The organism is Polaromonas sp. (genome assembly GCF_030689685.1).
GTDB lineage: Bacteria > Pseudomonadota > Gammaproteobacteria > Burkholderiales > Burkholderiaceae_C > Polaromonas.
Genome location: NZ_JAUYEY010000037.1, coordinates 20,604 through 45,100, shown reverse-complemented (window position 1 = coordinate 45,100; position 24,497 = coordinate 20,604). Strand labels below are relative to the sequence as shown.

Here is a 24,497-nt window from a genome sequence, read left to right as displayed (position 1 = left end):
CCGCGTGGCGGTCAGCATGCCCGAGTCCCTCGGACAAATGAGAGATGTAACGATTGAACTCCTTGGCTGCGTCCATAAAGCCTCCGGTCAGAATTGATGCTATTGAAATAATAGCATATTTTATGACACAGTAAGAGTAGGGGAATCGGCCATTGACCCTTGGAGGATAAGCGTAAGCAGCTACTGAATTGATAGCGTGGTGAGCCGTTCGTTGATCTGATTTGTCATCCCGGCCTTGATCCGGGATCCAGGTTGGATAGCCCGTACTGCTGGAGTGTGCCTACAAGCCGGGTCTCGCCCCGGCGGGCGAGGCACAAACGCAGGAAGAAGAAGCGGCTTCGACAAGCTCAGCCCGAACGGTTGCAAACACAGCTTCGACCGACGCAGCCTCGAATTTATGAGAAAAAAACCTCACCAGCCCTTATCCCACAAGCGCAAGCAGCTATCAAATAAATAGCAACTCAAGGCCCGCCATACAGCCACGGCACATCCAGCACCCGCTCCCCAAGCAGCTTCATCGAAGCATCTCGACCCCAACGCACCACCCCGCTCGCATGAAATATCTGCCCATTGCGAATGGACCGCTTCTGCACCTGCGCATTGCGCTGCCATCGGTTCAACGCATAACGGTTGAGCAGGGTCGGCACGTCCAGCGCTTGCGCCAACAGACGGCCGAGTTCGGCCGCGTCTTCAATCGCCATGCCCGCGCCCTGAGCCAGGTAAGGCCGCATGGGGTGCGCCGCATCGCCGAGCAGCGCCACACGGCCCAACGCTTGCTGGTACGCGCCCTGCATCGGCGGGCGATCACACAACGCCCACAGCCGCCACGCCGGAATGGCGCGCAGCAGGTTTTGCATCGGCACGCAAGTCCCTGTCAATGCGGCAAGCAGCTCCTGAGCCTCGGCGCCGCGGTCCCAGTTGTCCAGGTCTCCGGGCGCACTACCCTGCACGATGGCCACGACGTTGAGCCATTCGCCACCGTGCACCGGGTACTGAACCACATGCAACTGCGGGCCCAACCAGGCGGTGACATCGGTGGAGCGCTGCGCCTGCGGCAGATCGGCCTGCCGCACCAGCGCACGGTAGGCCAGGTGGCCGGTGCTGCGCGGCGGCCCGTCGCCCAGCAGCCATTGGCGCACCGGGCTCCACAGGCCGTCGGCGCCCACCAGTACCTCGGCCTCTACCGGCGGGTCGTCGCCGCTCTGCACAGTCACGGCGCCTGCGTCCTGCGAAAACCGGCTCAGGGTGTGGTTGAGCTTGAGGTTCACGCCAGCCCGCCGCACTGCATCAAGCAGCAGCGCGTGCAGGTCGGCACGGTGCACCGTGGCATAAGGCGCGCCGTAACGCTGCGCCATCGCCTCGCCAAGCCGCAGCCGACCCAGCGTGTCGCCCGAGAGCGCGCTGCGCACTTCGAGTTGCCGTGGAAAGGTCGCGACGCGGGCCAGGCCGTCCGCCAACCCCCAGCCATGCAGCACCCGGACCACATTGGGTCCGAGCTGGACGCCGGCGCCGACCTCGCTGAAAGCCGGTGCGCGCTCGTACAGCCGCACATCCCAGCCAGCGCGCGCCGTGGTCAGCGCCGCAGCCAGCCCGCCTATGCCACCACCGGCGATCAGCGCCTGCAATTGCATCTCCGGCAGTTCAAGCTGATAACACCTGCCCGAACTGCGTTGTCACGCGAGCAACTGCCTGAGCACAAACGGCAAAATACCGCCGTGCCGGTAGTAGTCCACCTCGATCGGGGTGTCGATGCGCAGGATGAGCTGCAGTTGTTGCTGCGTGCCGTCGGCGCGCGTCACGGTCAAGGTCGCTTCGCTTTGCGGCTTGAGGTCGGGGTCGGGCAACATGTCGATGACCTCGTTGCCGGTCAGGCGCAAGGTCTGCCACGAGTCACCGGGCTTGAATTGCAGCGGCAACACGCCCATGCCGACCAGGTTGCTGCGGTGGATGCGCTCAAAGCTGCGCGCCACCACGGCCTTGATGCCCAGCAGTTGTGTGCCCTTGGCGGCCCAGTCGCGTGACGAGCCGGTGCCGTATTCCTCGCCGGCAAAAATCACGGTGGGCATGCCTTCGTCCAGGTATTTCATGGCCGCGTCGTAGATGAACATCTTGTCCCCGCCCGGTTGATACAAGGTGACACCGCCCTCCTCGCGCGAGCCGTCCGCACCGGCCGGGATCATCAGGTTCTTGATGCGCACATTGGCAAAGGTGCCGCGCATCATCACCTCGTGGTTGCCGCGTCGCGCACCATAGCTGTTGAAGTCAGCTTTTTGCACGCCGTGCGCAAGTAGCCACTGGCCGGCTGGCGAGCTGGCCTTGATGGCGCCGGCGGGCGAAATATGGTCGGTGGTGATGGAGTCACCAAACAGCGCCATGATGCGCGCACCTTTCACAGATACCGCATCTTTTTGGCCTGTAGTCCTTGTGGAGTCTGCGTCAGCAGCTATGTTTTTCATAGCAAAATCCTTGAAGAACGGCGGCTCGGCGATGTAGGTACTCTTGGGCCAGGTGTAGGCCGTGCCTTCCACACCCTTGATTTTTTCCCACAGCTTGCCCGGCTCGCTCTTGACCTTGGCGTAGTTCTCGCGGAAGGCCTTGCCGTTCATGGCGAACTTCATAAGTTTGTAGATCTCGTCGCTGGTCGGCCAGATGTCGCCGAGGTAAACATCCTTGCCTCCCTTGCCTTTGCCCACAGGCTCGGTCATCAAATCGCGCAGCACGGTACCGGCAATCGCATAAGCCACCACCAGTGGCGGGCTGGCCAGAAAGTTGGCCTTCAGGTTGGGGTGAATGCGCGCCTCGAAGTTGCGGTTGCCCGACAGCACCGCCGCGCACACCAGATCACTGGTGTTGATGGCCTCATTGATCTCGGGCGTCAGGTCCCCGGCGTTGCCGATGCAGGTGGTGCAGCCGTAACCGGCGAGTGCAAAGCCGAGCTTTTCCAGATACGGCAGCAAACCGGTCTGGGTCAGGTACTCGGTGACGATACGCGAGCCCGGTGCCAGTGAGGTCTTGATGTGCGGCTGCACTTTCAGTCCCGCCTCCACGGCTTTTTTGGCCAGCAGGCCAGCCGCCAACAGCACACTGGGGTTGGAGGTGTTGGTGCAACTGGTGATCGCTGCAATCAGCACATCGCCGCTACCTATGCTGACGCCTGCAGTTTTGGACACCGGCGTGGCATGTTCCGCATGCGCACCGACTGCCGAGGCCAAGGTCGGTCGGCTGCCCTCCATCTCGACCACCATGCGCGGCGCGCCCACCGGCGTGGGCGGCGATGCTGGCAGCGCCTCAGAGCCGCGGTCGTCGGTGTGGCGCAGCAAATGCCGGGTGCGCAGCACGCTGGCTGGCTGGTTAAAGCCGTTCTCGGCAATCGGCTTACTGAACAGCGAGGCGAACTGACTCGCCACCTGGCCCAGCTCGATGCGGTCCTGCGGACGCTTGGGGCCGGCCAGGCTGGGGGTGACATCACCAAGGTCGAGATGGACGACCTGCGAAAAATCAATGTCGCCAGGCAGCGGCACACCAAACAGGCCTTGCGCACGGAAGTAGGCCTCAAAGACTTCAATCTCGGCTTTGGTGCGGCCGGTCCCGGTGAAGTAGTCAATGGTTTTTTCATCGACCGGGAAAAAGCCCATGGTTGCGCCGTACTCGGGCGCCATGTTGGCAATCGTCGCGCGGTCTGGCAGCGCCAGCGTGCGTGTTCCCTCGCCAAAGAATTCGACAAACTTGCCGACCACTTTTTCCTTGCGCAGTGCTTCGGTCACGCGCAGCACCAGGTCGGTGGCCGTGACGCCTTCGCGCAAGCGGCCGGTCAACTCAAAACCCACCACATCAGGCGTCAACATGTACACCGGTTGGCCCAGCATGGCGGCCTCTGCCTCGATGCCACCGACACCCCAGCCGACAACACCAATGCCGTTGATCATGGTGGTGTGGCTGTCGGTGCCAACCAGCGTGTCAGGGTAGTACACGCCATCAGCCCGTTTGTGCACACCACGGGCTAAATACTCCAAATTAACCTGGTGGACAATTCCAAAGCCCGGTGGAACCACGCCGAAGGTGTCAAACGCCTGCATGCCCCACTTCATGAACTCATAGCGTTCGCGGTTGCGCTGGAACTCCAGCTTCATGTTCAGATCCAGCGAATTCTTTTTGCCGTAATAGTCGACCATGATGGAGTGGTCCACCACCAGGTCCACCGGAACAAGTGGCTCGATGCGCTTCGGGTTTTTGCCCAGCTTGATGGCCACGCTGCGCATGGCGGCCAGGTCGGCCAGCAAAGGCACACCGGTGAAATCCTGCAACACCACGCGCGAGACCACAAACGGAATCTCTTCGGTGCGGTCGGCATTGGGGAACCAGTTGGCCAGTTGCCGCACATGTTCGGCGCTGACTTTTTTGCCGTCGCAGTTGCGCAGCACCGACTCAAGCACGATGCGCATGGACACCGGAAGTCGGGATATCTTGGGATATTGTTTGGCGAGTGCCGGCAACGAATGGAATTTGCCGGTTTTGCCAGACGCCGTGGTGAAGGTTTTGAGGGTAGCTGCGAACTCGTGGGCCATGACTGCCTCCTGGGCTTGGGGATTTTTGCGACTGCTTATTGTCATGTTACAAGCCTTGTCCGCAATGTCTGTAGGACTTGGCAGCCGAAGCAAAGAACCAGCGTCTAAACCCCGGAATCCGGCAGGTAACGCACGGCCAGCACCCCGTCAATCGCCCGCAAGTGCTCCAGCACGACCTCGCTGACCGGGCTTTCGACATCGACCAGGGTGTAAGCCATGTCGCCGCGCGACTTGTTGACCATGTTGTGGATGTTCAGGCCGGCCTGCGCCATGGCGGTGGAAATTTGCCCCAGCATGTTAGGCACATTGGCGTTGGCAATCGCCAAGCGGTAAGCCGATTCGCGCGCCATGGTCACGGCGGGAAAGTTGACCGCGTTGACTACATTGCCGTGCTCCAGGTAGTCGCGCAGTTGCTCGGCCACCATGATGGCGCAGTTTTCTTCGGCCTCGCGGGTAGAGGCGCCCAGGTGCGGCAGCGCGATCACGCCCGCATGGTGGTTCAGCGCCGCCGAGGGGAAGTCGCACACGTACCCGCCCAGCTTTTTTGCGTCCAGCGCGGTGAGCACGGCGCTGTGGCTGACCACCCCCTCGCGCGAAAAATTGAGCAGCACTGCGCCGGGGCGCATCAGCTTGAGCTTGTCGGCATTGACCAGGTCGCGCGTGGCCGCCACCAGTGGTACGTGCAGCGTCACAAAGTCGGCATTCTTCAACACGTCCTCGACGCTGGCCGCTTTTTTGACCTGGGCCGGCAGACTCCAGGCCGCATCCACCGTGATGTCCGGGTCGTAACCCAGCACGTTCATGCCCAGCTTGATGGCGGCGTCGGCCACCAGGCAGCCGACTTTGCCCAGACCGACAATGCCCAGCGTATGGCCCGCCAGCTCAAAGCCGGCAAAGTTTTTCTTGCCGTCTTCGACCGCTTTTTCCATGTCGGCCATGGCCGGGTCGAGGCCACCCACAAAACGCAGGGCGGGTGCAATATTGCGCGCGGCCAGCAGCATGCCGGTCAGCACCAGCTCCTTGACCGCATTGGCATTGGCGCCCGGCGCATTGAACACCGGCACGCCGCGCGCGCTCATGGCCGCCACCGGGATGTTGTTGGTGCCAGCGCCGGCGCGGGCAATCGCCTGCACGCTGGCCGCAATGTCGAGCGCGTGCATGTCGGCCGAGCGCACCAGAACGGCGTCGGGCGCGGCAATGTCCTTGCCGATGTTGTAACGCTCTGCGGGCAGGCGCTTCAGGCCGTTGGCCGATATCTGGTTGAGCACCAGAATGTTCAAACGCGCGCCCGGCGGCTTAGCCACAGTCGGCCTCAAACTCCTTCATGTAGGCCACCAGCGCCTGCACCCCTTCGACCGGCATTGCGTTGTAGATCGACGCACGCATGCCGCCCACCGAGCGGTGGCCCTTGAGCTGCACCATGCCGCGTGCCTGAGCGCCCTTGAGAAAGGCCTCGTCCAGCGACTCGTCTTTCAGCTTGAAGGGCACGTTCATCAGCGAGCGGTCTTCGCGCGCCACGGGGTTGCTGTAGAAGGTGGTCGCGTCAAGATAGTCGTACAGCAGCGCTGCCTTGCTGCGGTTGTGCGCTTCCATCGCCGTGAGTCCACCCAGCGACTTGATGTGTTTGAACACCAGCCCGGCGATGTAGATCGCGTAAGTCGGCGGCGTGTTGTACATCGAGTCGTTGTCGGCCTGCTGCTTGTAATCAAACACAAAAGGTGTGTGCGGGATGGCCTGACCGATCAAATCCTCGCGCACGATCACCAGGGTCAGGCCCGAGGGACCGATGTTTTTTTGCGCGCCCGCATAAATCAGGCCGTAGCGGCTGACATCGACCGGGCGCGACAGGATGTTGGACGACATGTCGGCCACCAGCGGCACGGCGCCGGTGTCGGGCGTCCAGTGGTATTCGACACCGCCAATGGTTTCGTTCGAGCAGATGTGCACATAGGCAGCGTCGGGGTCGAGCTTCCAGGTGTCCTGCTTCGGCACACTGGTGAAACCGCTGGCCTCTGCTGTGGCGGCCACATTGACCTTGCAGTAGTTTTTGGCTTCCTTGATGGTTTTTTTCATCCACTCGCCGGTGTTGATGAAATCCGCGCCGGCATGGCCACGCAGCAAATTCATCGGGATGAAGGCGTTTTGCCCGAGTCCACCGCCCTGCAGGAACAAGACCTTGTAATTGGCAGGAATCGCCAGCAGTTCGCGCAGGTCGGCTTCGGCTTCGGCGTGGATGGCGATGAACTCTTTGCCGCGATGGCTCATTTCCATCACCGACACGCCGGAGCCGTTCCAGTCGAGCATTTCGGCGGCCGCCTGCCGCAGCACGGGTTCAGGAAGGGTCGCCGGTCCGGCACTGAAATTCAAGGCGCGTGTCATGAAGAGGACTTTCCAGGAGGGATGATGGGAATCGGCCCGGCGCCCCTGAGGGGCCAGACCGCACAGCATACAAGAAAGTCCTGCGCGCCCGTTGACCTCACCAGTCAGGCTGCGGTGATGGCGCCATGATTCCCGACCGGGTGCCCCCGGTCGATTACCTCCCAGGTCATGGCGGCTGCGCTGACCACCCATATGTTGCGCTAGCTGCTGGCGCCAGCCTGATGGCCCCTGGACGCCAGCGCGCATGCGCACGTTGCCACAGGGGCGGTTTCGGCTGCCCCGAGCGGGATGAGCATCAAATACGGCCTCAGCCCTTGTCCCGATTGCGCAAGTAGCTATATTTTTGATAGCAAACGGCGTTGCAACAAGGCACAACACGCAGCAAGCGAGCAGCCTCAGAGCCCATCCACAGAAGCGCATCAAAGCCGCCTGTCGGCCTGCACTGACAGGCAGCAGGCGCGCTGGCCGATGAGCAGGCACCGCCGCCAATCCCAAGATGGTCAGTCACCTCAACCAGACCAACTTCAAGGAATCCGCATGAGCAACACCACTTCTGACCTGCAAACCCTGTGGGACCTGATCAAGGACATCAAATTCGGCATGCTGACGCACCGCCACAGCGATGGCAGCCTGCAAGGCCACCCGCTGACCACGCAGAACAAGTCCATGGACGAAAACTCCGTGTTGTACTTTTTTATCTCGCAGAAAAGCGAAATGGCGACCCGCTTGCGCAGCGACAGCAATGTGAACGTGTCGTATGCCGACACCGGCGCCGACAACTACGTGTCCATCGCCGGTACGGCGCAATTTTCAGACGACGCCGCCAAAAAGGAAGCACTGTTCACGCCCCTGGTCAAAGCCTGGTTTCCAGGCGGTGCAACCGACCCTGACCTGGCGCTGCTGGAAGTCCGGATTACCCATGCCGAGTACTGGAACGCCAAGGACAGCAAGCTCACGCAGCTCTTCAAGATGGCCCAATCAGCCGTGACCGGCGAGCCGCCGAAGAACATGTCCGAGCACAAAGAGCTGCACCTCTCCTGATGCGCTGCAACAGCCATGCCCTTTATTGCATTCAACAAGGCCACCGACCCGACGGCGCCAGATGACTTGCGCATCAACACCTCGGCGGTGCTGTATGTAGAGGCCTCACGCGCTGGACTGATCGGCCAGACCACCATTCACATGCTTGGGCAGGGCAGCGTGGTCAATGCGGTCACTGAGTCGATAGGCACCGTGGTCAGCAGCATAGGCGGCATGGTGGCCGGCAAGCGCCACTATCTGGCGCCCACGCCGGACGACGGCGCCAGCACGCTGTACATCTGCCCCGGCAACGTCAGCCATGTGCGGCCCAACCAGCCAGCAGCGCCGGAGTTCTGGTACGTGAAGTTTGTCGATGGCTCGGAAGTGCGTATTGTTGATCCGCTGCCGGACGGGTTGTAGCGGTAGCGCGTTAACTCTTTTAATAAGGGCAATAGCAGCTATAACTTTGTTCGCAACCGGGTCGTGCATCGCCCCAACTATGGCTTGACATGCCATAGTTTTATGGCACAAAATGCCATATGCCATATGCCAGAAGCCGAACTCCTTCTTAAAACGCGCTCCGTGCATGGCGGCGGCATAGTCGAGATGGTGGTGTGGCGTGTGCCCGAGCCGGTGCCCCCTTCCGAGCATGCATTTAAGTACCGGCTGGTGTTTGTGCGCGACGGCAAACGCGTGGTGGGCTACGACAATGAGCGCGGCAAGGGCGACCACAAGCATCTTGGGCAAGCTGAGTTGCCGTACAAATTTGTGGATATTGAAACCCTGATGGCGGATTTTCTCCGCGACGTGGAGGCCCTGCAATGACAAGCAACAACCAAATTTTGAACGTGACCGTGGGTGAATCGCTGCGTGAAGCCGGCAATCGGGCCGTCGCGACCATGAAGGCAGTGGCGCGTGGCGAGAAAGTACAGCCCCACTTCGGCGTGAACTTTGAGCAGATCGGCCAGATGCTCGCCGCCTTCACACCCAAACGCTGGGAGCTGATCGCAGCCCTGCGCCAAGCCGGCCCACTGACCGTGGCCGAACTCGCACGCCGTCTGGGCCGCGACTACAAGAACGTACACACCGACGTGAACCAGTTGATCGAATGGATGGCGGTGGAGCGCGGCGACGACGGGCGCGTCTACGTGCCGTGGTCGGAGATTGTGGTGGATATGAAGTTGCCGGAGCGGGTAGTGGCCTGACTGTGTGTCATCGATGTCGGCTCCCTGTTAGGCCAGCATGAACATTCACCCAATCCACACCAAAGCCGACCACCGCGCGGCGCTGCAACGCATTGACGCGGTCTGGAACGCCAAGCCCAAGTCCCCCGAAGCAGACGAGCTGGAAGTGCTGAGCCTGCTGGTCGAAGAATATGAAAAAAAACACATCGCCGTGCCCGAAGTGGACCCGGTCAGCCTGCTTCTGCATGTGATGGAAGCGCGCCAGTTGACCCGCAAAGACCTGGAGCAATACATCGGCTCGCGCGCCCGCGTGGCCGAAGTGTTGAACCGTGTGCGGCCCCTGTCACTGGAGATGATTCGCCGGCTATCTGCAGGGCTTGAGTTGCCTGCGGACTTGTTGATTGCCGGGTATGAGTTGAGGGAGGTGGCGTGATGATGACTGGCAGCCAAGTTCTGTAGCTGTTCAGAGCACAGGCCTACGACTCTGTGTGCTGAAGGATAAGGCTACCGGTCCACCATGATGAACTGCCTCGATAGGCAATCTCGTTCTTACATGGAGGTTTGCTTTTACATCCATATATCCTCCCTCGACATATTTCGAACATGAACTGTATGCAGCACCCACTGTGGAGCTAGCGCTAGGTGAACAAACCATAAACGGACTAAGCGTCCAACCGGATTGAAGCTGCGGTCGGGAATTGTCTTCCAAATTTGGATAATTAGTGAACGTGACTTGGCCGTTGGCATCTCTTGGATCAAGCTGAACAGCAAGGACAGATCTGCCGACAGTCGCAGTTTGTTCTGATCTTGCACTGATGGCATCTCGTATGTGGCGTTCGACGTCATCATGAGTAAAGCCATCCACCTTCTCCAAAAGCCGCAATCTCTCATCAACAATGGCACCTATATCTCCAAGGGATTCAACGTGTAATCCCGATGGATATGCGCGAAGAAATTTCCCGATTGATTGGCGCTGCAATCGAAAATATCGCATGCCGTTTTTCTCCGGGGGATCACGCAACAAATCCCATAAGAAAGGTTGTGGATTTCGCCCCAAATGCCAACCAGCAATTGAGAATTGAATTGATGCAATGCGTGTTTGGTTATCTGAGTTAAGCCGACCATTCAGATTAATCGCCAATTCGCGCATGACTACATGCAATGGTCTCAGCAGCCAACGGCTACCGGGTTGCATCATCGCCTCCGAAAGGGGGCGATGAGCCAGACAACGTGCGACTATCGCATCCATCCATTGTCCGTGAGCCACAGCAATGCCAGTGTAAGCAATAGAAAATAAAGCATTGGAACATCGCACAACACACACTTTTACAGAAGCAGTGTCGACGACTTCAACCTGCCGAAGCCTCCCGGAGCGGGATATTTGACGATCCATTATTTGGCAAACTTTTCCGCCCCAAATGGTGTTAACGATTACGGTCATACATCAAGCATAGATGTTTAAATGAAATGCCACAAAAAAAGCGGCCCGAAGGCCGCTTGTTCATTACCGTCGAATTGATATAAAAATCAAGCCGGCACGCTGTCCTTCACGGTATCCGCCATGTCCGTGTAATCCTTGACCTGGTCAAAGTTCAGGTATTGGTACACGGTGCTGCTGGCAGCCGTCAACACACCCATGTCGGCCATGTACTCGGCTTTGGTCGGGATGCGGCCGAGCTTGGAACAGATGGCTGCCAGTTCCGCACTGCCCAGGTACACATTGGCGTTTTTACCGAGGCGGTTCGGGAAGTTGCGGGTCGAAGTCGAGAACACGGTGGCGCCCTCTTTGACCTGGGCCTGGTTACCCATGCACAGGCTGCAACCCGGCATTTCCATGCGCGCACCGGCAGAGCCGAGCACGCCGTAGTGACCTTCTTCGCTCAGCTGCTTGGCGTCCATCTTGGTCGGTGGTGCCATCCAGAGTTTGACCGGAATGTCGCGCTTGCCTTCCAGCAGCTTGGAGGCTGCGCGGAAGTGGCCGATGTTGGTCATGCAGCTGCCGATGAACACTTCATCAATCACGGCACCGGCCACATCACTCAAAGTCTTCACGTCGTCAGGGTCGTTCGGGCAGGCCACGATAGGCTCGTGGATGTCGGCCAGATCGATCTCGATCACGGCGGCGTATTCAGCGTCGGCGTCGCCTTTGAGCAACTGCGGATCAACCAGCCAGGCTTGCATGGCGGCGATGCGGCGCTTGATGGTGCGCACGTCGGAGTAGCCCGTGGCAATCATCCACTTCAACATGGTGATGTTGCTGGTGATGTACTCGATGATGGGCTCTTTGTTGAGGTGCACCGTGCAGCCGCCGGCGGAACGCTCGGCCGAGGCATCGCTGAGTTCAAACGCCTGCTCCACCTTCAAATCGGGCAAACCTTCAATTTCCAGGATGCGGCCAGAGAAGATGTTTATCTTGCCCTGCTTGGCAACGGTTAACAGGCCGGCCTTGATGGCGTACAGCGGAATCGCATTGACCAGATCGCGCAGGGTGATGCCGGGCTGCATCTCGCCCTTGAAACGCACCAGCACGCTCTCAGGCATGTCCAGCGGCATCACGCCGGTAGCAGCGCCAAAAGCGACCAGGCCGGAGCCTGCCGGAAAGCTGATGCCAATCGGGAAACGTGTGTGGCTGTCGCCGCCGGTACCAACCGTATCAGGCAACAACATGCGATTCAGCCAGCTGTGGATGATGCCGTCGCCAGGACGCAGTGGAATGCCACCCCGGTCGCTCATGAACTCGGGCAACTCGTGGTGCATCTTCACATCGACCGGCTTGGGGTAAGCGGCGGTGTGGCAGAAGGACTGCATCACCAGGTCGGCCGAGAAGCCCAGGCAGGCCAGGTCTTTGAGTTCGTCGCGCGTCATCGGGCCGGTGGTGTCTTGTGAGCCGACCGAGGTCATCTTCGGTTCGCAGTAGGTTCCGGGGCGCACGCCCTGGCCCTTACCGTCAATCTCAGGCAGACCAACCGCACGACCAACCATTTTTTGCGCGAGTGTGAAGCCGCGCTCGCTGGCCACCGGCGGCTGCGGCAAACGGAACAAGGTAGAAACCGGCAGACCCAGCGCCCAGCGCGCTTTGGCCGTCAGGCCACGGCCGACGATCAGCGTAATACGACCACCGGCGCGCACTTCGTCAAACAACACATCGCTCTTGAGCTTGAACTCGGCAATGACCTTGCCGTCTTTCAGCGCCTTGCCGTCGTAGGGACGCAACTCAATCACATCACCCATGCCCATCTGGCTCACGTCGAGTTCGATCGGCAGCGCGCCCGAGTCTTCCATGGTGTTGTAGAAAATTGGGGCGATTTTTGCGCCCAGGCAGACACCGCCGAAACGCTTGTTCGGCACGTAGGGAATGTCCTGGCCGGTGAACCACAACACCGAGTTGGTGGCCGACTTGCGTGAAGAGCCGGTGCCCACCACGTCGCCCACATAGGCCACCAGGTTGCCCTTGGCCTTGAGTTCTTCGATGAACTTGACCGGTCCGCGTTTGCCGTCTTCTTCAGGCAATGACTCGGGTGATTGACCGGGGCGCGCATTTTTGTGCATGGCCAGCGCGTGCAGCGGAATGTCGGGGCGGCTCCAGGCGTCAGGTGCGGGCGACAAATCGTCGGTGTTGATCTCGCCAGCCACCTTGAAGACGGTCAGCTTGATCGATTCCGGCACTTCCGGGCGGCTGGTGAACCACTCGGCATCGGCCCAGCTTTGCAGCACGGCCTTGGCGTATTTGTTGCCCTTGTCGGCTTTTTCCTTGACGTCGTGAAACTGGTCAAACATCAGCAGCGTGTTTTTCAGGCCGCTGGCGGCCTGCATGGCGACGCTGTCTTCCGCGTCGTCCAGCAACTCCACCATCGGGCTGATGTTGTAGCCACCCAGCATGGTGCCCAGCAACTGCGTGGCTTTTTCGCGCGAGATCAGGCTGCACTTTTCGCTGCCATGCGCCACAGCGGCCAGGTAGCTGGCCTTGACCTTGGCCGCAGCGTCGACACCGGCCGGCACGCGGTGGGTGATCAGTTCGACCAAAAAGGCTTCTTCACCCTTGGGCGGATTTTTTAGCAGCTCGATCACGTCGCCGGCTTGCTGGGCAGACAGCGGCAGCGGCGGAATGCCCAGCGCGCCGCGCTCGGCGACATGGCTGCGGTAGCTTGAAATGAACTCGGACATCATGGTTTCTCTCTCTTGTACTCAAAAAACGATCAAGGCGTGACGTCGACTGCCTAACGCGGGGCCGATGCTGCGGGCATGGCGGGTGCAGCAGAAGCCGTGCCAGCTCCGGCCGTTGCAGGCGGCAGGGCGTCAAGAATGCTGGGGCGCGGGTTGCGCTTGAGCTCCTCGGCAAACGTGGCCTGGTCAGGGCTCATGCACTCGTCGGCAATGCGCTGGCCGATCTTCTGGCTCATCAGCATGGATTTGTTGCCGAGCTGCAGCCACATCGCGCCGGCGCGGCCGTCTTCCAGGCGAATCGCACCGGTGCGGCTTCCAACCGGGTGCATGCGAAAACGCATCAGACCGCTGCGCACCATGAAGAAGCCGGGACGTTTGTCGCTGGGGGTGATGGTCACCGAGGCGCCCAATTCGCAGGGGAAGGTGCCGACGTGCACACGCTTGGCCATTTCCAGGTCTTCCGGGCTCAGGGTGACATTGGGATCGTCGTCGATGGGTATGGACTCTTCGACGGACTTGACCGCCGCCGCGCGCTTGGCCGGCGCGCGGGACTTGGCTGCAGGTTTGGCGCCGGCCGCCGGGGCAGCCGCCTTGGTCGCTGGCTGCGCGGCAGGTTTGGCGGCCGGCGCCGTCTGGGCCAGCACCAGGGCCGGCGCTGCAAACATCATGGCGGTGGCAAGAAAAATTCTCATGAGGGTCCTTGGGAGCAATGGGCCGGAACGGTCGACAACGTCAATGAGGCACAGCGGCAAAGTAGCCCTGCATCTCGGGTGGCAGCACACGGCCAGTCTGGTGGGCGCGCGTGATCACCTGCCAGAAGTAGCGGTAACTCGCACGGTCGTGCAACTGGCCGTCAAAACTGATGGGCGCCCAGTCGGCACGGGCGGCAGCAGCGATTATTTTTGTAGCGTTTTCGATCTCACGCTGATCTGGTGCGAAGGCTTCCAGGATGGGCCGGATCTGGCTCGGGTGGATGCTCCACATCCGGGTGTAGCCCAGCTCGCGCGCGGCTTTGCCGGCCGCAGTCTTCATCGCTGCAGTGTCACTGAATTCGGTGACAACACAGTGCGAGGGGACTTTGCCGTGCGCATGGCAGGCGGCGGCGATTTCCAGCTTGGCGCGCAGCACCAGCGGGTGCGTGAACTGGCCCTGGCTGCTCATGCCGCTGGCCGGAATCGCACCGCCGTGGCTGGAGACAAAATCCATCAGACCGAAACTGAGCGACTGCACGCGCGGGTGCGCCGCAATCTCGAAGGCCCGGTGCACCGCGCCAGGCGACTCCAGCAGCACATGGATGGGCAGTTGCTCACAGCACACTGCCGCCAGCGCAGCCACCACACGGTCAACGTCCACAGCAGACTCGACCTTGGGCACCATCAGGTGGCTCAAGCGGTGTCCGACCGTGCCGGCAATCGCGCCGATGTCGGCCTCAAATGCAGGATGGTCCAACGCATGAACACGCACCGCCACGCGGGCGCCCTCGCCGGCCTGGGCCACCAGCGAAGCCACCAGCGCCGCATGCTCAGCCTCGCCGCCGACGGGTGCGCCGTCTTCGCAGTCCAGTGTCACGTCGAACACGCAAGTACCGAACTCCTCACTCATCTCGGCCTGCAGTTGCAGGCTTTTGCGCATTCGGGCCTCGACGCCGCTGTAGTGGTCGCAAACCGGCAACAAGCCGGTTTGCGCCTGGGCGCCAAGGAGGATGTCGCGAGGGTGGGTCACCACAGCGGGTTTCTGCGCAATCAGAGCAAATGCGCCACGCCGGCCTGCTCGCCCTGCAACTCTTCCAGGGTCTTGTTGATGCGTTCCTGGCTGAAAGCGTCGATTTCGAGGCCTTCGACCAGCTTGTATTCGCCGCCTTCACAGGTGACAGGAAAGCCGAACAGGGTGTCCTTGGGGATGCCGTACTGGCCGTCCGACGGAATGCCCATGGTGACCCACTTGCCATTGGTACCGAGCGCCCAGTCGCGCATGTGGTCGATGGCGGCATTGGCAGCCGAAGCAGCCGACGACGAACCGCGCGCTTCAATGATGGCCGCGCCGCGCTTGCCGACGGTAGGCAGAAAAGTGTTGGCGTTCCACTCCTGGTCGTTGATCATTTTGGCGACGCTTTCGCCCTTGATGGTGGCGAAACGGTAATCGGCATACATGGTGGGCGAGTGGTTGCCCCAGACGGTGAGTTTTTCGATGTCTGCCACGGCCTTGCCAGTTTTGGCAGCGAGCTGGCTGGCAGCGCGGTTGTGGTCCAGGCGCAGCATGGCGGTGAAGTTCTTGCGCGGCAGGTCGGGCGCGCTTTTCATGGCGATATAGGCATTGGTATTGGCCGGGTTGCCGACCACCAGCACCTTGACATTGCGGCTGGCAACAGCGTTGAGGGCCTTGCCCTGGGCCGTGAAGATGGCACCGTTGACGGCCAGCAGTTCGGCACGCTCCATGCCGGGGCCGCGCGGGCGTGAACCGACGAGCAGCGCGTAGTCGGCGTCCTTGAAAGCGGTCATCGGGTCGCCGTGGGCTTGCATGCCCACCAGCAGCGGGAAAGCGCAGTCGTCGAGTTCCATCATCACGCCCTTGAGTGCCTTTTGCGGGCCGTCGACAGGGACTTCCAGCAGTTGCAGAAACACAGGCTGGTCCTTGCCCAACATTTCACCGGAAGCGATGCGAAATAGCAGCGCGTAGCCGATCTGGCCGGCGGCGCCTGTGACGGCAACACGGACGGGTTTTTTGCTCATGATGGAAAACTCCAGGAAAGTTGTGAATCGTTGGATTAAGGTCGGGCGAGGTGTCTTGCGCCGCTGGAAGCACCCGGAAAAAACATGTGAACGGGGTCACTGCGGGGCCGGCTTTGCGTTGGCTCAGCCCAAGATTTTACGCTCGAAAACCCGCAGGCGTCAATTTGTCTTATGTCTTATATAAGATATGATTGGGACGAACCATTTACACACCCCATGGCCGCCCTTCCTCCTTCGCCCGCCGACGATTTTGCAGGTGCCACGCCGGCTTTCAGCCCGCTGTACCAGCAGATCAAGGGCCTGATTTTGCAAAGCCTGCAGTCGGGCGAATGGAGACCCAGTGAAGCGATCCCGTCCGAGATGGACCTGGCCGCGCGTTACCGCGTGAGCCAGGGCACGGTGCGCAAGGCGATTGACGAGCTGGCCGCCGACAACCTGGTGGTACGCCGCCAGGGCAAGGGCACGTTTGTGGCGACCCATGCCGCGCAGCATGTGCAGTTTCGCTTCCTCAAGCTGGTGCCCGACAGCGGCACGCCGGGCAGCGAAGGCCCGGCCCAGCGCGACATCATCGATTGCAAGCGCGCGCGCGCCAGTGCCGAGATCGCGCGCATCCTGGCGCTGCGCACCGGCGACGCGGTGCTGCATGCGCGCCGCGTGCTGAGTTTTGCCGGCATACCGACCATCCTGGAAGACCTCTGGCTGCCGGCCGCGCCCTTCAAGGGCCTGACCGCCGAACGGTTGGCCGACTATCACGGCCCGATGTATGCGCTGTTCGAAACCGAGTTCAATGTGCGCATGGTCCGCGCTGACGAGAAAATCCGCGCCGAGCCCGCGTCGGACGGGCGTGAGCTGCTCCTGAAAGTAGCGCACGGTACGCCGCTGCTGAGTGTGGAGCGTATCGCCTACACCTACAACGACGTGCCCATGGAACTGCGCCGCGGCTACTACCGTACCGACACGCACCACTACCACAACACCCTGAGCTAGTTCTTCCGCCATGGCATTCAAAGGCAACAAGGCATTTCTTCCGGTCAAGCCCTGCGCTGCCTGCGGGCGCGACATGAGCTGGCGCAAACGCTGGGCCAAAACATGGGACGCGGTGACATACTGCTCCGACGCCTGCCGCGATGGCAAACGCACAAACAGCCAGGCCCGCGTACCTCCCGGCGGAGCCCAGGGTCTCTGACCCCGGCAGCCGGCTTGCCGCGAAGAATTTCGCAAAATCACCCCATGCCTTCTCACCCCACCTGCCGCCATCTGATCCTGATCCTGGGCGACCAGCTTGACGAGGCGTCGGCCGCCTTTGACGGCTTCGACGCCAGCCAGGACGTGGTGCTGATGATTGAGGCCAGCGAAGAATCCACCCACGTCTGGTCGCACAAGGCGCGCACGGTGCTGTTTCTTTCAGCCATGCGCCATTTTGCGCAGACCCTGTCACAACGCGGCTGGCCGCTCAGCTACAGGGCGCTGGACAAGCAGGCGGATGCCACCCTGGCCGACGGCCTGCTTGCCGCCGTCGCGTGCTACCTCCCGCAGCGAGTGATCGGGGTGGAGCCGGGTGACCTGCGGGTGCGCCAGAGCCTGGACGCAGCCCTCAAGACGGGCACCGCCCGGACGGGCGCGACGCAGGCCGCCATCGAATGGCGCGAGGACAGGCATTTTCTCTGCACCCCGGCGCGGTTTCGCCATTGGGCCGGGCAGTCCGCCAGCCTGCGCATGGAGTTTTTCTACCGAACCATGCGCCAGCACTACAAGGTGCTGATGAACGGCAGCAAGCCCGAAGGCGGACAGTGGAACTACGACACCGAGAACCGCAAGGGTTTCGGTCGGGCCGGGCCGCAGGACGTGCCCCGACCCATCGTGTTCGCGCAGGACGGCATCACCCGGGACGTGATCGCCCTGGTCGATCGGCAGTTTGCCGGCCACCCCGGGGAACTGCACCGCTTCAACTGGCCAGTCACCCGCGCGCAAGCCCTGGAGGCGCTGGCCGACTTCGTGGAACACCGACTGCCGGGCTTCGGCGCTCACCAGGACGCGATGTGGACGCATCTTGACTTCGGCTGGCATGCGCTGCTCTCCAGCTCACTGAACCTCAAGTTGCTGCACCCGCTGGAGGTGATCCACGCAGCCGAGCAGGCCTGGCGCGAGCGCGGCCTGAACCTGGCCAGCGTCGAAGGTTTTATCCGCCAGGTGCTCGGCTGGCGGGAGTTCATGCGCGGCGTGTACTTCCTGGACATGCCGGCCCTCAAGACGGACAACCATTTTGACCACCATCAGCCCTTGCCGGCCTGGTACTGGACCGGCGAAACCCGCATGAACTGCATGCGCCAGTGCATCAGCCAGACGCTGGCTAACGGCTACTCGCACCACATCCAGCGCCTGATGGTCACCGGCATGTTCGGCATCACCGCCCAGATCCAGCCGCAAGCTTTGTGCGACTGGTACCTGGCCGTTTATGTCGATGCCGTCGAATGGGTGGAACTGCCCAACACCGCAGGCATGGCGCTGTTTGCCAACGGCTGGCGCTTCACATCCAAGCCTTATGTCGCCAGCGGCGCCTACGTCAAACGCATGAGCAACTATTGCAGCGGCTGCAGTTACCAGCCCGAAACACGCACCGGCCCCCAGGCCTGCCCGATGACCACGCTGTACTGGAATTTCCTGGACCGGCACGAGCCGGTCTTCGCCGGCAACCCGCGCACCGCGCTGATGGTGAAGAACCTGCAGCGCATGAGTGCCGACGACAGGCTGGCGGTCAAGGCGCAGGCCGCGCAGATGCTGGCCAATCTCGACAAGTTGTAAACATCGTGTCAGCTTCGCACTTCATTTCACGCCAAGTGACCTTATTGAACTGTCGGGCACGATTTTTTCGACAAAATATTTTGGGCATGCAGCACGCGGGACGGGATCGATGCTGCATTGCAATAGAATTCACATGTTTTTACGTGTAATTGCAACGCAGTTACCAGGCAGTTACCAGACCTCCCACGAAAGCCAAACAATGACAGAGCTGGCATCCAAACAGCGTCCCAAGCGGCCTGAGTTTCGCAACATCAACGCCTTCACCGACCTGACCACCTACCGCATGACACCGGCGGCCTGGGTGTCCATCCTGCACCGTGCCAGCGGCGCCATCATGTTTGTGCTGATGCCCTTCATCATCTGGATGTTCGACACCTCCACTTCCTCGGAGTTGTCCTTCGAGCGGTTCAAAGCGGCCTTCAACATCGGCATGTTGGGCCTGCCGGGTTTTGTCTGGAAGCTGGTTGCGCTGGCGCTGATCTGGGCCTACCTGCACCACTTCATCGCTGGCCTGCGCCATCTCTACATGGACGCGACCCACACCCTGAGCAATGAGTTCGGCAAAAGCACCGCGCTGATCACGCTGGCCTCAAGCATCCTGCTGACGCTGGTGCTGGGCGCCAAGCTCTTCGGCCTCTATTGAATACGACTAACAACAAGAAGGAGCACCCCATGTCCGTGAATTACGGCTCCAAACGCCTCGTTGTCGGCGCCCACTACGGTTTGCGCGACTGGCTCAGCCAGCGCATCACCGCCGCCCTGATGGCCCTGTTCACCGTGCTGCTGCTGGCCCAGGTCATTTTCAGCAAGGGCCCGATCGGCTACGACCAATGGGCCGGCATTTTCTCGGCGCAGTGGATGAAGGTATTGACCTTCACCGTCATCATCGCCCTGCTTTATCACGTCTGGGTTGGCATGCGCGACATCTGGATGGACTATGTCAAGCCGGCGTGGCTGCGCCTGTCGCTGGAAGTCGCCACCATCGTCTGGCTGCTGGCCTGCGCCGGCTGGGGCATCCAGGTGTTGTGGCGCCTGTAAACCAAGCCTTCAAGCCCATCCCGGCTGCACCTGACCACGAGACTTCAACAAATCATGACTGCTACCTCCCAGCTTCCCAAAAGAAAAATTGACGTGGTGATCGTCGGGGCCGGCGGCTCCGGCATGCGCGCCTCCCTGCAGCTGGCACGTGCCGGCCTCAACGTCGCCGTGCTTTCCAAGGTATTCCCGACCCGCTCGCACACGGTTGCGGCCCAGGGCGGCATTGGCGCCTCGCTCGGCAACATGTCCGAGGACAACTGGCACTATCACTTCTACGACACCGTCAAGGGCTCCGACTGGCTTGGCGACCAGGACGCGATCGAGTTCATGTGCCGCGAAGCCCCCAAGGTCGTGTACGACCTCGAGCACATGGGCATGCCTTTCGACCGCAACCCGGACGGCACGATTTACCAGCGCCCTTTCGGCGGCCACACTGCCAACTACGGTGAAAAGCCGGTGCAGCGCGCCTGCGCCGCCGCCGACCGCACCGGCCACGCCATGCTGCACACGCTGTATCAGCAGAACGTCAAGGAAAAAACCAGCTTCTTCGTCGAATGGATGGCGCTGGACCTGATCCGCGACGCCGACGGCGACGTTGTCGGTGTCTCAGCCGTCGAAATGGAAACCGGTGACGTCCACATCTTCGAAGCCAAGACCACCATGCTGGCCACCGGCGGCGCTGGCCGGATTTTTGCGGCATCCACCAACGCCTTCATCAACACCGGCGACGGCCTGGGCATGGCGGCACGTGCCGGCATTCCGCTGGAAGACATGGAGTTCTGGCAGTTCCACCCCACCGGCGTGGCCGGCGCTGGTGTGCTGCTGACCGAAGGCTGCCGCGGCGAAGGCGCGATTTTGCGCAACAGCAATGGCGAGCGCTTCATGGAGCGTTATGCACCGGCCTACAAAGACCTGGCGCCGCGCGACTACGTCTCGCGCTGCATGGACCAGGAGATCAAGGAAGGCCGTGGCTGCGGCCCGAACAAGGACTACATCAACCTGGACATGACGCATCTGGGCGCCGAGACCATCATGAAGCGCCTGCCCTCGGTGTTCGAGATTGGCCACAACTTTGCCAACGTCGATATCACCAAAGAGCCGATTCCCGTCGTGCCCACCATCCACTACCAGATGGGCGGCATCCCGACCAACATCCACGGCCAGGTGGTCACGCAAAATGCCGAGAACAAAAGCGAGGTCGTCAATGGCCTGTATGCGGTCGGAGAATGCGCCTGTGTCAGTGTGCACGGCGCGAATCGCCTGGGCACCAACTCGCTGCTCGATCTGCTGGTGTTCGGCCGTGCAGCCGGCAATCACATCGTCGAATTCAACAAGACCACCAAGCACAAGGCCTTGCCGCTTGACGCTGCCAACGCCACACTGGCACGTATTGCGCGCCTGGACAACGCCACCGGCGGCGAATACGCGCAAGACGTGGCTAACGACATACGCGCCGCGATGCAGCAGCATGCGGGCGTGTTCCGCACCCAGGCCATCATGGACGAAGGTGTGACGAAAATCGCCGCCCTGCGTGATCGCGTCAACAACATCGGCCTGAAAGACAAGTCCAGGATTTTCAACACCGCGCGCATCGAGGCGCTCGAAGTGGAGAACCTGATCGAGGCGGCGCAAGCCACCATCGTCTCGGCCGCTGCCCGCAAGGAAAGCCGCGGTGCACATTCGGTGGATGACTACGGCGACACACCCGAGCACCCGAACGGCCGCAACGACACCGACTGGCACAAACACACCCTGTGGCACAGCGAAGGCAACCGCCTGAGCTACAAGCCAGTGCAGATGAAGCCGCTGACCGTGGACTCCATCCCCCTGACCGTTCGCTCCTTCTAAAAAGACAAGCGGGAACCCCATGACCATACGCACATTCAAGATCTACCGCTACGACCCCGACCAGGACGCCAAACCCTACATGCAGACCATAGAGGTCGAGCTCGATGGCAGCGAGCGCATGTTGCTCGACGCCCTGATGAAGCTCAAGGCGCAGGATCCGACCATCAGCTTCCGCCGCTCCTGCCGTGAAGGCGTTTGCGGTTCGGACGCGATGAACATCAACGGCAAGAACGGCCTGGCCTGCCTGACCAACATGCGCACCCTGCCGGGCACGATTGTGCTCAAGCCGCTGCCTGGCCTGCCCGTGGTGCGCGACCTGATCGTTGACATGACGCAGTTCTTCAAGCAGTACAACTCGATCAAGCCCTACCTGATCAACGATAACGTGCCACCCGAAAAAGAGCGCCTGCAAAGCCCCGAAGAGCGTGACGAGCTCAACGGCTTGTACGAGTGCATTCTGTGCGCGAGCTGCTCTACGGCCTGCCCCAGCTTCTGGTGGAACCCGGACAAGTTCGTCGGCCCGGCCGGCCTGCTACAGGCTTACCGCTTCATCGCCGACTCCAGGGACGAAGCCACTGCCGAGCGCCTGGACAACCTGGAAGACCCGTACCGCCTGTTCCGCTGCCACACCATCATGAATTGCGTCGATGTTTGCCCCAAGGGCCTGAACCCGAGCAAGGCGATTGGAAAAATCAAGGAAATGATGGTCCTGCGGGCCGTCTAGAACGCGATGGACGAGCTTCTCGACGAGCGGTCCCTGAGCAAACTCAAGTGGCGCTGCCGCCGTGGTTTGCTTGAAAACGACCTGTTGATCGAGAAGTTTTTCAGACGGCACGAGGCCACGCTGACCGTCAGCCAGGCCCAAGGCTTGAATGATTTAATGGACCTGTCCGACAACGATTTGCTGGACCTTTTTCTGAAACGCCGAGAGCCCGACCAGCTTGCAGAAGCAAGCGCTCAGGTAAGTGCATCTACTTATGCGGCGCGAGAGGTCTTAAACTTGATTCGCGCCGCCGCAACAGGCCAGCAGTCCGCCCCCATTTGATTTGACAAGAAAGAAGCAAGAAATGAAGCTAGCCGACAACAAAGCCACCCTTTCCTTCAGCAACGGCAGCCCCAGTGTCGAATTGCCGGTGTACCACGGCACCGTCGGCCCCGATGTGGTCGATATCCGCAAACTGTACGCGCAGACCGGCATGTTTACTTATGACCCGGGTTTCATGTCCACGGCGGCCTGTCAGTCGGCCATCACCTATATCGATGGCGACAAGGGCGAGCTGCTGTACCGTGGCTACCCGATCGAGCAACTGGCCACCAACTGCGACTACATGGAAACCTGCCACCTGCTGCTCTACGGCGAGCTGCCCAACGGTGACCAGAAGAAGGATTTTGTCAGCCGCGTGACCAACCACACCATGGTCAATGAGCAGATGCAGTTTTTTCTGCGCGGCTTCCGCCGCGACGCGCATCCCATGGCCATCATGACCGGCCTGGTCGGCGCGTTGTCGGCCTTCTACCATGACAGCACCGACATCACCAACCCCCAGCACCGCGAGATCGCAGCGATCCGCCTGATCGCCAAGATGCCGACCTTGGTTGCCATGGCCTACAAGTACACCATGGGTCAGCCCTATATGTACCCGAAGAACAACCTGAGCTACGCCGGCAATTTTTTGCACATGATGTTTGCCACGCCGTGTGAAGAGTACAAGGTCAACCCGGTGCTGGAGCGCGCGCTGGACCGCATTTTCATCCTGCATGCCGACCACGAGCAAAACGCATCGACCTCCACGGTGCGTCTGTGCGGCTCGTCGGGCACCAACCCGTTTGCAGCGATTGCTGCCGGCGTCGCCTGCCTCTGGGGCCCGGCCCACGGCGGCGCCAACGAAGCGGCACTCAACATGCTGGGCGACATCCAGAAAGCCGGCGGCATCGAAAAAATCGGCGAATTCATCAAGCAGGTCAAAGACAAAAACTCCGGCGTCAAGCTCATGGGTTTTGGCCACCGTGTTTACAAAAACTACGACCCGCGCGCCAAGCTGATGCAGGAAACCTGCAAGGAAGTGCTGAGCGAGATGGGTCTGGAAAACGACCCGCTGTTCAAGCTGGCCATGGCGCTGGAAAAAATTGCACTGGAAGACGAATATTTCGTTTCGCGCAAGCTCTACCCGAATGTGGACTTCTACTCCGGCATCGTGCAGCGCGCCATTGGTGTTCCGGTGCCGCTGTTCACCGCCATCTTTGCGCTGGCCCGCACGGTCGGCTGGATTGCCCAGCTCAACGAGATGATTGGCGACCCTGAATACAAAATCGGCCGTCCGCGCCAGCTATTCAACGGTTCGGTTCAGCGCGACGTGAAACCCCTCAGCGCCCGCTGAACCCGGATCACGTCTCACAGCCTGCATCAGCAACGCCCGCCCGTGGCAACACCGGCGGGCTTTTTTGCGTTTATCACCGCCACCGGAGGGCACCCTTGCAATTCATCCAGACTGCGACCGAATTGCGCTCCACCGTCAGCGCGACCGCCGCGCACCCGGCGCCTGCGAAGGCTGGGAAAGCCTGGCCGGATACCGCTGGGAAGCCTGGCACTGCAGCCGCTGCGACCGGCATCTGCTGCGCTACACCGAGTTCGGTGGGTACAACGTGGACCCCCGGGTCCGTGCGTTCGATCCAGCCAAAATCATCGACTGGCAGTCGCTATCATTTCAATAGCTGCTCGCGCCCGTCCAGTAAGGGCCAGAGCCCTAAAAGGCCGATAACTTTGAGGA

23 protein-coding genes are annotated in these 24,497 nt (G+C 61.1%); 14 read left to right on the top strand and 9 right to left on the bottom strand.

What is annotated here, in order from left to right:
- Positions 1-461: 461 nt before the first annotated feature.
- The 4 genes from Q8O29_RS09710 to serC all read right to left on the bottom strand — a co-directional run bounded on the left by Q8O29_RS09710 (position 462) and on the right by serC (position 6,944).
- Positions 462-1,631 (bottom strand): FAD-dependent monooxygenase, encoded by a 1,170-nt coding sequence (locus tag Q8O29_RS09710; protein WP_305562236.1) that lies wholly within the window; start codon positions 1,629-1,631, stop codon positions 462-464.
- A gap of 42 nt (positions 1,632-1,673) precedes the next feature.
- Positions 1,674-4,565 (bottom strand): aconitate hydratase, encoded by a 2,892-nt coding sequence (locus Q8O29_RS09705; protein ID WP_305562234.1) that lies wholly within the window; start codon positions 4,563-4,565, stop codon positions 1,674-1,676.
- Between the two features lie 104 nt (positions 4,566-4,669).
- Complete coding sequence (locus Q8O29_RS09700; protein WP_305562232.1) at positions 4,670-5,869, bottom strand: phosphoglycerate dehydrogenase; 1,200 nt, start codon at positions 5,867-5,869, stop codon at positions 4,670-4,672.
- A complete protein-coding gene (gene serC, locus Q8O29_RS09695) occupies positions 5,862-6,944 on the bottom strand; it encodes a 3-phosphoserine/phosphohydroxythreonine transaminase (protein WP_305562230.1) in 1,083 nt (360 codons plus the stop codon). The genes Q8O29_RS09700 and serC overlap by 8 nt, the downstream gene beginning before the upstream one ends.
- A 537-nt stretch (positions 6,945-7,481) precedes the next feature.
- On the opposite strand from serC, the gene Q8O29_RS09690 reads away from it, so the two are divergent.
- The 5 genes from Q8O29_RS09690 to Q8O29_RS09670 all read left to right on the top strand — a co-directional run bounded on the left by Q8O29_RS09690 (position 7,482) and on the right by Q8O29_RS09670 (position 9,581).
- Positions 7,482-7,985 carry a pyridoxamine 5'-phosphate oxidase family protein gene (locus tag Q8O29_RS09690; RefSeq protein ID WP_305562228.1) on the top strand — a complete coding sequence of 168 codons (504 nt, stop codon included), beginning with the start codon at positions 7,482-7,484 and terminating at the stop codon, positions 7,983-7,985.
- A 15-nt stretch (positions 7,986-8,000) separates the two neighbouring features.
- Entirely contained in the window at positions 8,001-8,384 is a 384-nt protein-coding gene (locus tag Q8O29_RS09685) for a hypothetical protein (RefSeq protein ID WP_305562226.1), read from the top strand.
- Between the two features lie 126 nt (positions 8,385-8,510).
- Positions 8,511-8,789, top strand: coding sequence for a DUF6516 family protein (locus Q8O29_RS09680; protein WP_305562224.1), 279 nt, complete (start codon positions 8,511-8,513; stop codon positions 8,787-8,789).
- Positions 8,786-9,169, top strand: a complete 384-nt coding sequence (locus Q8O29_RS09675; RefSeq protein ID WP_305562222.1) for a MarR family transcriptional regulator — start codon at positions 8,786-8,788, stop codon at positions 9,167-9,169. The genes Q8O29_RS09680 and Q8O29_RS09675 overlap by 4 nt, the downstream gene beginning before the upstream one ends.
- Before the next feature lie 37 nt (positions 9,170-9,206).
- Positions 9,207-9,581 carry a type II toxin-antitoxin system HigA family antitoxin gene (locus Q8O29_RS09670; protein WP_305562220.1) on the top strand — a complete coding sequence of 125 codons (375 nt, stop codon included), beginning with the start codon at positions 9,207-9,209 and terminating at the stop codon, positions 9,579-9,581.
- Between the two features lie 30 nt (positions 9,582-9,611).
- Here the strand turns inward: Q8O29_RS09670 and Q8O29_RS09665 are convergent, their stop codons facing one another.
- The 5 genes from Q8O29_RS09665 to Q8O29_RS09645 all read right to left on the bottom strand — a co-directional run bounded on the left by Q8O29_RS09665 (position 9,612) and on the right by Q8O29_RS09645 (position 16,041).
- Entirely contained in the window at positions 9,612-10,589 is a 978-nt protein-coding gene (locus Q8O29_RS09665) for a hypothetical protein (RefSeq protein ID WP_305562219.1), read from the bottom strand.
- 86 nt (positions 10,590-10,675) lie between these two features.
- The gene (locus tag Q8O29_RS09660) at positions 10,676-13,315 is read right to left on the bottom strand and encodes a bifunctional aconitate hydratase 2/2-methylisocitrate dehydratase (protein WP_305562217.1); all 2,640 of its coding nucleotides are present in this window, start codon (positions 13,313-13,315) and stop codon (positions 10,676-10,678) included.
- Between the two features lie 50 nt (positions 13,316-13,365).
- A complete protein-coding gene (locus Q8O29_RS09655; RefSeq protein ID WP_305562215.1) occupies positions 13,366-14,004 on the bottom strand; it encodes a hypothetical protein in 639 nt (212 codons plus the stop codon).
- 40 nt (positions 14,005-14,044) lie between these two features.
- Positions 14,045-15,034 (bottom strand): CoA ester lyase, encoded by a 990-nt coding sequence (locus tag Q8O29_RS09650; protein WP_371134194.1) that lies wholly within the window; start codon positions 15,032-15,034, stop codon positions 14,045-14,047.
- 20 nt (positions 15,035-15,054) lie between these two features.
- Complete coding sequence (locus Q8O29_RS09645; protein WP_305562211.1) at positions 15,055-16,041, bottom strand: malate dehydrogenase; 987 nt, start codon at positions 16,039-16,041, stop codon at positions 15,055-15,057.
- 216 nt (positions 16,042-16,257) lie between these two features.
- Here Q8O29_RS09645 and Q8O29_RS09640 point away from each other — a divergent pair, with 216 nt between their 5' ends.
- The 9 genes from Q8O29_RS09640 (at position 16,258) to gltA (ending at position 24,107) form a co-directional block, all read left to right on the top strand.
- On the top strand, positions 16,258-17,028 hold the full coding sequence (locus Q8O29_RS09640) for a GntR family transcriptional regulator (RefSeq protein ID WP_305562209.1): 771 nt from the start codon (positions 16,258-16,260) through the stop codon (positions 17,026-17,028).
- A 10-nt stretch (positions 17,029-17,038) separates the two neighbouring features.
- Positions 17,039-17,227, top strand: a complete 189-nt coding sequence (locus tag Q8O29_RS09635) for a DUF2256 domain-containing protein (protein ID WP_305562207.1) — start codon at positions 17,039-17,041, stop codon at positions 17,225-17,227.
- Between the two features lie 44 nt (positions 17,228-17,271).
- Entirely contained in the window at positions 17,272-18,843 is a 1,572-nt protein-coding gene (locus tag Q8O29_RS09630; protein ID WP_305562205.1) for a cryptochrome/photolyase family protein, read from the top strand.
- A 199-nt stretch (positions 18,844-19,042) separates the two neighbouring features.
- Positions 19,043-19,486, top strand: a complete 444-nt coding sequence (sdhC, locus tag Q8O29_RS09625) for a succinate dehydrogenase, cytochrome b556 subunit (RefSeq protein WP_305562203.1) — start codon at positions 19,043-19,045, stop codon at positions 19,484-19,486.
- Positions 19,487-19,515: 29 nt separating this feature from the next.
- A complete protein-coding gene (sdhD, locus tag Q8O29_RS09620; RefSeq protein ID WP_305562201.1) occupies positions 19,516-19,881 on the top strand; it encodes a succinate dehydrogenase, hydrophobic membrane anchor protein in 366 nt (121 codons plus the stop codon).
- Positions 19,882-19,935: 54 nt separating this feature from the next.
- On the top strand, positions 19,936-21,729 hold the full coding sequence (sdhA, locus tag Q8O29_RS09615; RefSeq protein ID WP_305562199.1) for a succinate dehydrogenase flavoprotein subunit: 1,794 nt from the start codon (positions 19,936-19,938) through the stop codon (positions 21,727-21,729).
- 19 nt (positions 21,730-21,748) lie between these two features.
- Positions 21,749-22,453 carry a succinate dehydrogenase iron-sulfur subunit gene (locus Q8O29_RS09610; protein WP_305562198.1) on the top strand — a complete coding sequence of 235 codons (705 nt, stop codon included), beginning with the start codon at positions 21,749-21,751 and terminating at the stop codon, positions 22,451-22,453.
- Positions 22,454-22,459: 6 nt separating this feature from the next.
- Positions 22,460-22,774 carry a succinate dehydrogenase assembly factor 2 gene (locus Q8O29_RS09605; protein WP_305562196.1) on the top strand — a complete coding sequence of 105 codons (315 nt, stop codon included), beginning with the start codon at positions 22,460-22,462 and terminating at the stop codon, positions 22,772-22,774.
- A 22-nt stretch (positions 22,775-22,796) separates the two neighbouring features.
- Positions 22,797-24,107 (top strand): citrate synthase, encoded by a 1,311-nt coding sequence (gltA, locus tag Q8O29_RS09600; protein ID WP_305562195.1) that lies wholly within the window; start codon positions 22,797-22,799, stop codon positions 24,105-24,107.
- The last annotated feature ends 390 nt before the right edge of the window (positions 24,108-24,497 follow it).

What these genes read in the sequence shown, in the direction of transcription:
- Q8O29_RS09710 (WP_305562236.1), bottom strand. Translation starts at nt 1,631, where the DNA reads ATGCAATTGCAGGCGCTGATCGCCGGTGGTGGCATAGGCGGGCTGGCT.
- Q8O29_RS09705 (WP_305562234.1), bottom strand. Translation starts at nt 4,565, where the DNA reads ATGGCCCACGAGTTCGCAGCTACCCTCAAAACCTTCACCACGGCGTCT.
- serC (WP_305562230.1), bottom strand. Translation starts at nt 6,944, where the DNA reads ATGACACGCGCCTTGAATTTCAGTGCCGGACCGGCGACCCTTCCTGAA.
- Q8O29_RS09690 (WP_305562228.1), top strand. Translation starts at nt 7,482, where the DNA reads ATGAGCAACACCACTTCTGACCTGCAAACCCTGTGGGACCTGATCAAG.
- Q8O29_RS09685 (WP_305562226.1), top strand. Translation starts at nt 8,001, where the DNA reads ATGCCCTTTATTGCATTCAACAAGGCCACCGACCCGACGGCGCCAGAT.
- Q8O29_RS09680 (WP_305562224.1), top strand. Translation starts at nt 8,511, where the DNA reads ATGCCAGAAGCCGAACTCCTTCTTAAAACGCGCTCCGTGCATGGCGGC.
- Q8O29_RS09675 (WP_305562222.1), top strand. Translation starts at nt 8,786, where the DNA reads ATGACAAGCAACAACCAAATTTTGAACGTGACCGTGGGTGAATCGCTG.
- Q8O29_RS09670 (WP_305562220.1), top strand. Translation starts at nt 9,207, where the DNA reads ATGAACATTCACCCAATCCACACCAAAGCCGACCACCGCGCGGCGCTG.
- Q8O29_RS09665 (WP_305562219.1), bottom strand. Translation starts at nt 10,589, where the DNA reads ATGACCGTAATCGTTAACACCATTTGGGGCGGAAAAGTTTGCCAAATA.
- Q8O29_RS09660 (WP_305562217.1), bottom strand. Translation starts at nt 13,315, where the DNA reads ATGATGTCCGAGTTCATTTCAAGCTACCGCAGCCATGTCGCCGAGCGC.
- Q8O29_RS09655 (WP_305562215.1), bottom strand. Translation starts at nt 14,004, where the DNA reads ATGAGAATTTTTCTTGCCACCGCCATGATGTTTGCAGCGCCGGCCCTG.
- Q8O29_RS09645 (WP_305562211.1), bottom strand. Translation starts at nt 16,041, where the DNA reads ATGAGCAAAAAACCCGTCCGTGTTGCCGTCACAGGCGCCGCCGGCCAG.
- Q8O29_RS09640 (WP_305562209.1), top strand. Translation starts at nt 16,258, where the DNA reads ATGGCCGCCCTTCCTCCTTCGCCCGCCGACGATTTTGCAGGTGCCACG.
- Q8O29_RS09635 (WP_305562207.1), top strand. Translation starts at nt 17,039, where the DNA reads ATGGCATTCAAAGGCAACAAGGCATTTCTTCCGGTCAAGCCCTGCGCT.
- Q8O29_RS09630 (WP_305562205.1), top strand. Translation starts at nt 17,272, where the DNA reads ATGCCTTCTCACCCCACCTGCCGCCATCTGATCCTGATCCTGGGCGAC.
- sdhC (WP_305562203.1), top strand. Translation starts at nt 19,043, where the DNA reads ATGACAGAGCTGGCATCCAAACAGCGTCCCAAGCGGCCTGAGTTTCGC.
- sdhD (WP_305562201.1), top strand. Translation starts at nt 19,516, where the DNA reads ATGTCCGTGAATTACGGCTCCAAACGCCTCGTTGTCGGCGCCCACTAC.
- sdhA (WP_305562199.1), top strand. Translation starts at nt 19,936, where the DNA reads ATGACTGCTACCTCCCAGCTTCCCAAAAGAAAAATTGACGTGGTGATC.
- Q8O29_RS09610 (WP_305562198.1), top strand. Translation starts at nt 21,749, where the DNA reads ATGACCATACGCACATTCAAGATCTACCGCTACGACCCCGACCAGGAC.
- Q8O29_RS09605 (WP_305562196.1), top strand. Translation starts at nt 22,460, where the DNA reads ATGGACGAGCTTCTCGACGAGCGGTCCCTGAGCAAACTCAAGTGGCGC.
- gltA (WP_305562195.1), top strand. Translation starts at nt 22,797, where the DNA reads ATGAAGCTAGCCGACAACAAAGCCACCCTTTCCTTCAGCAACGGCAGC.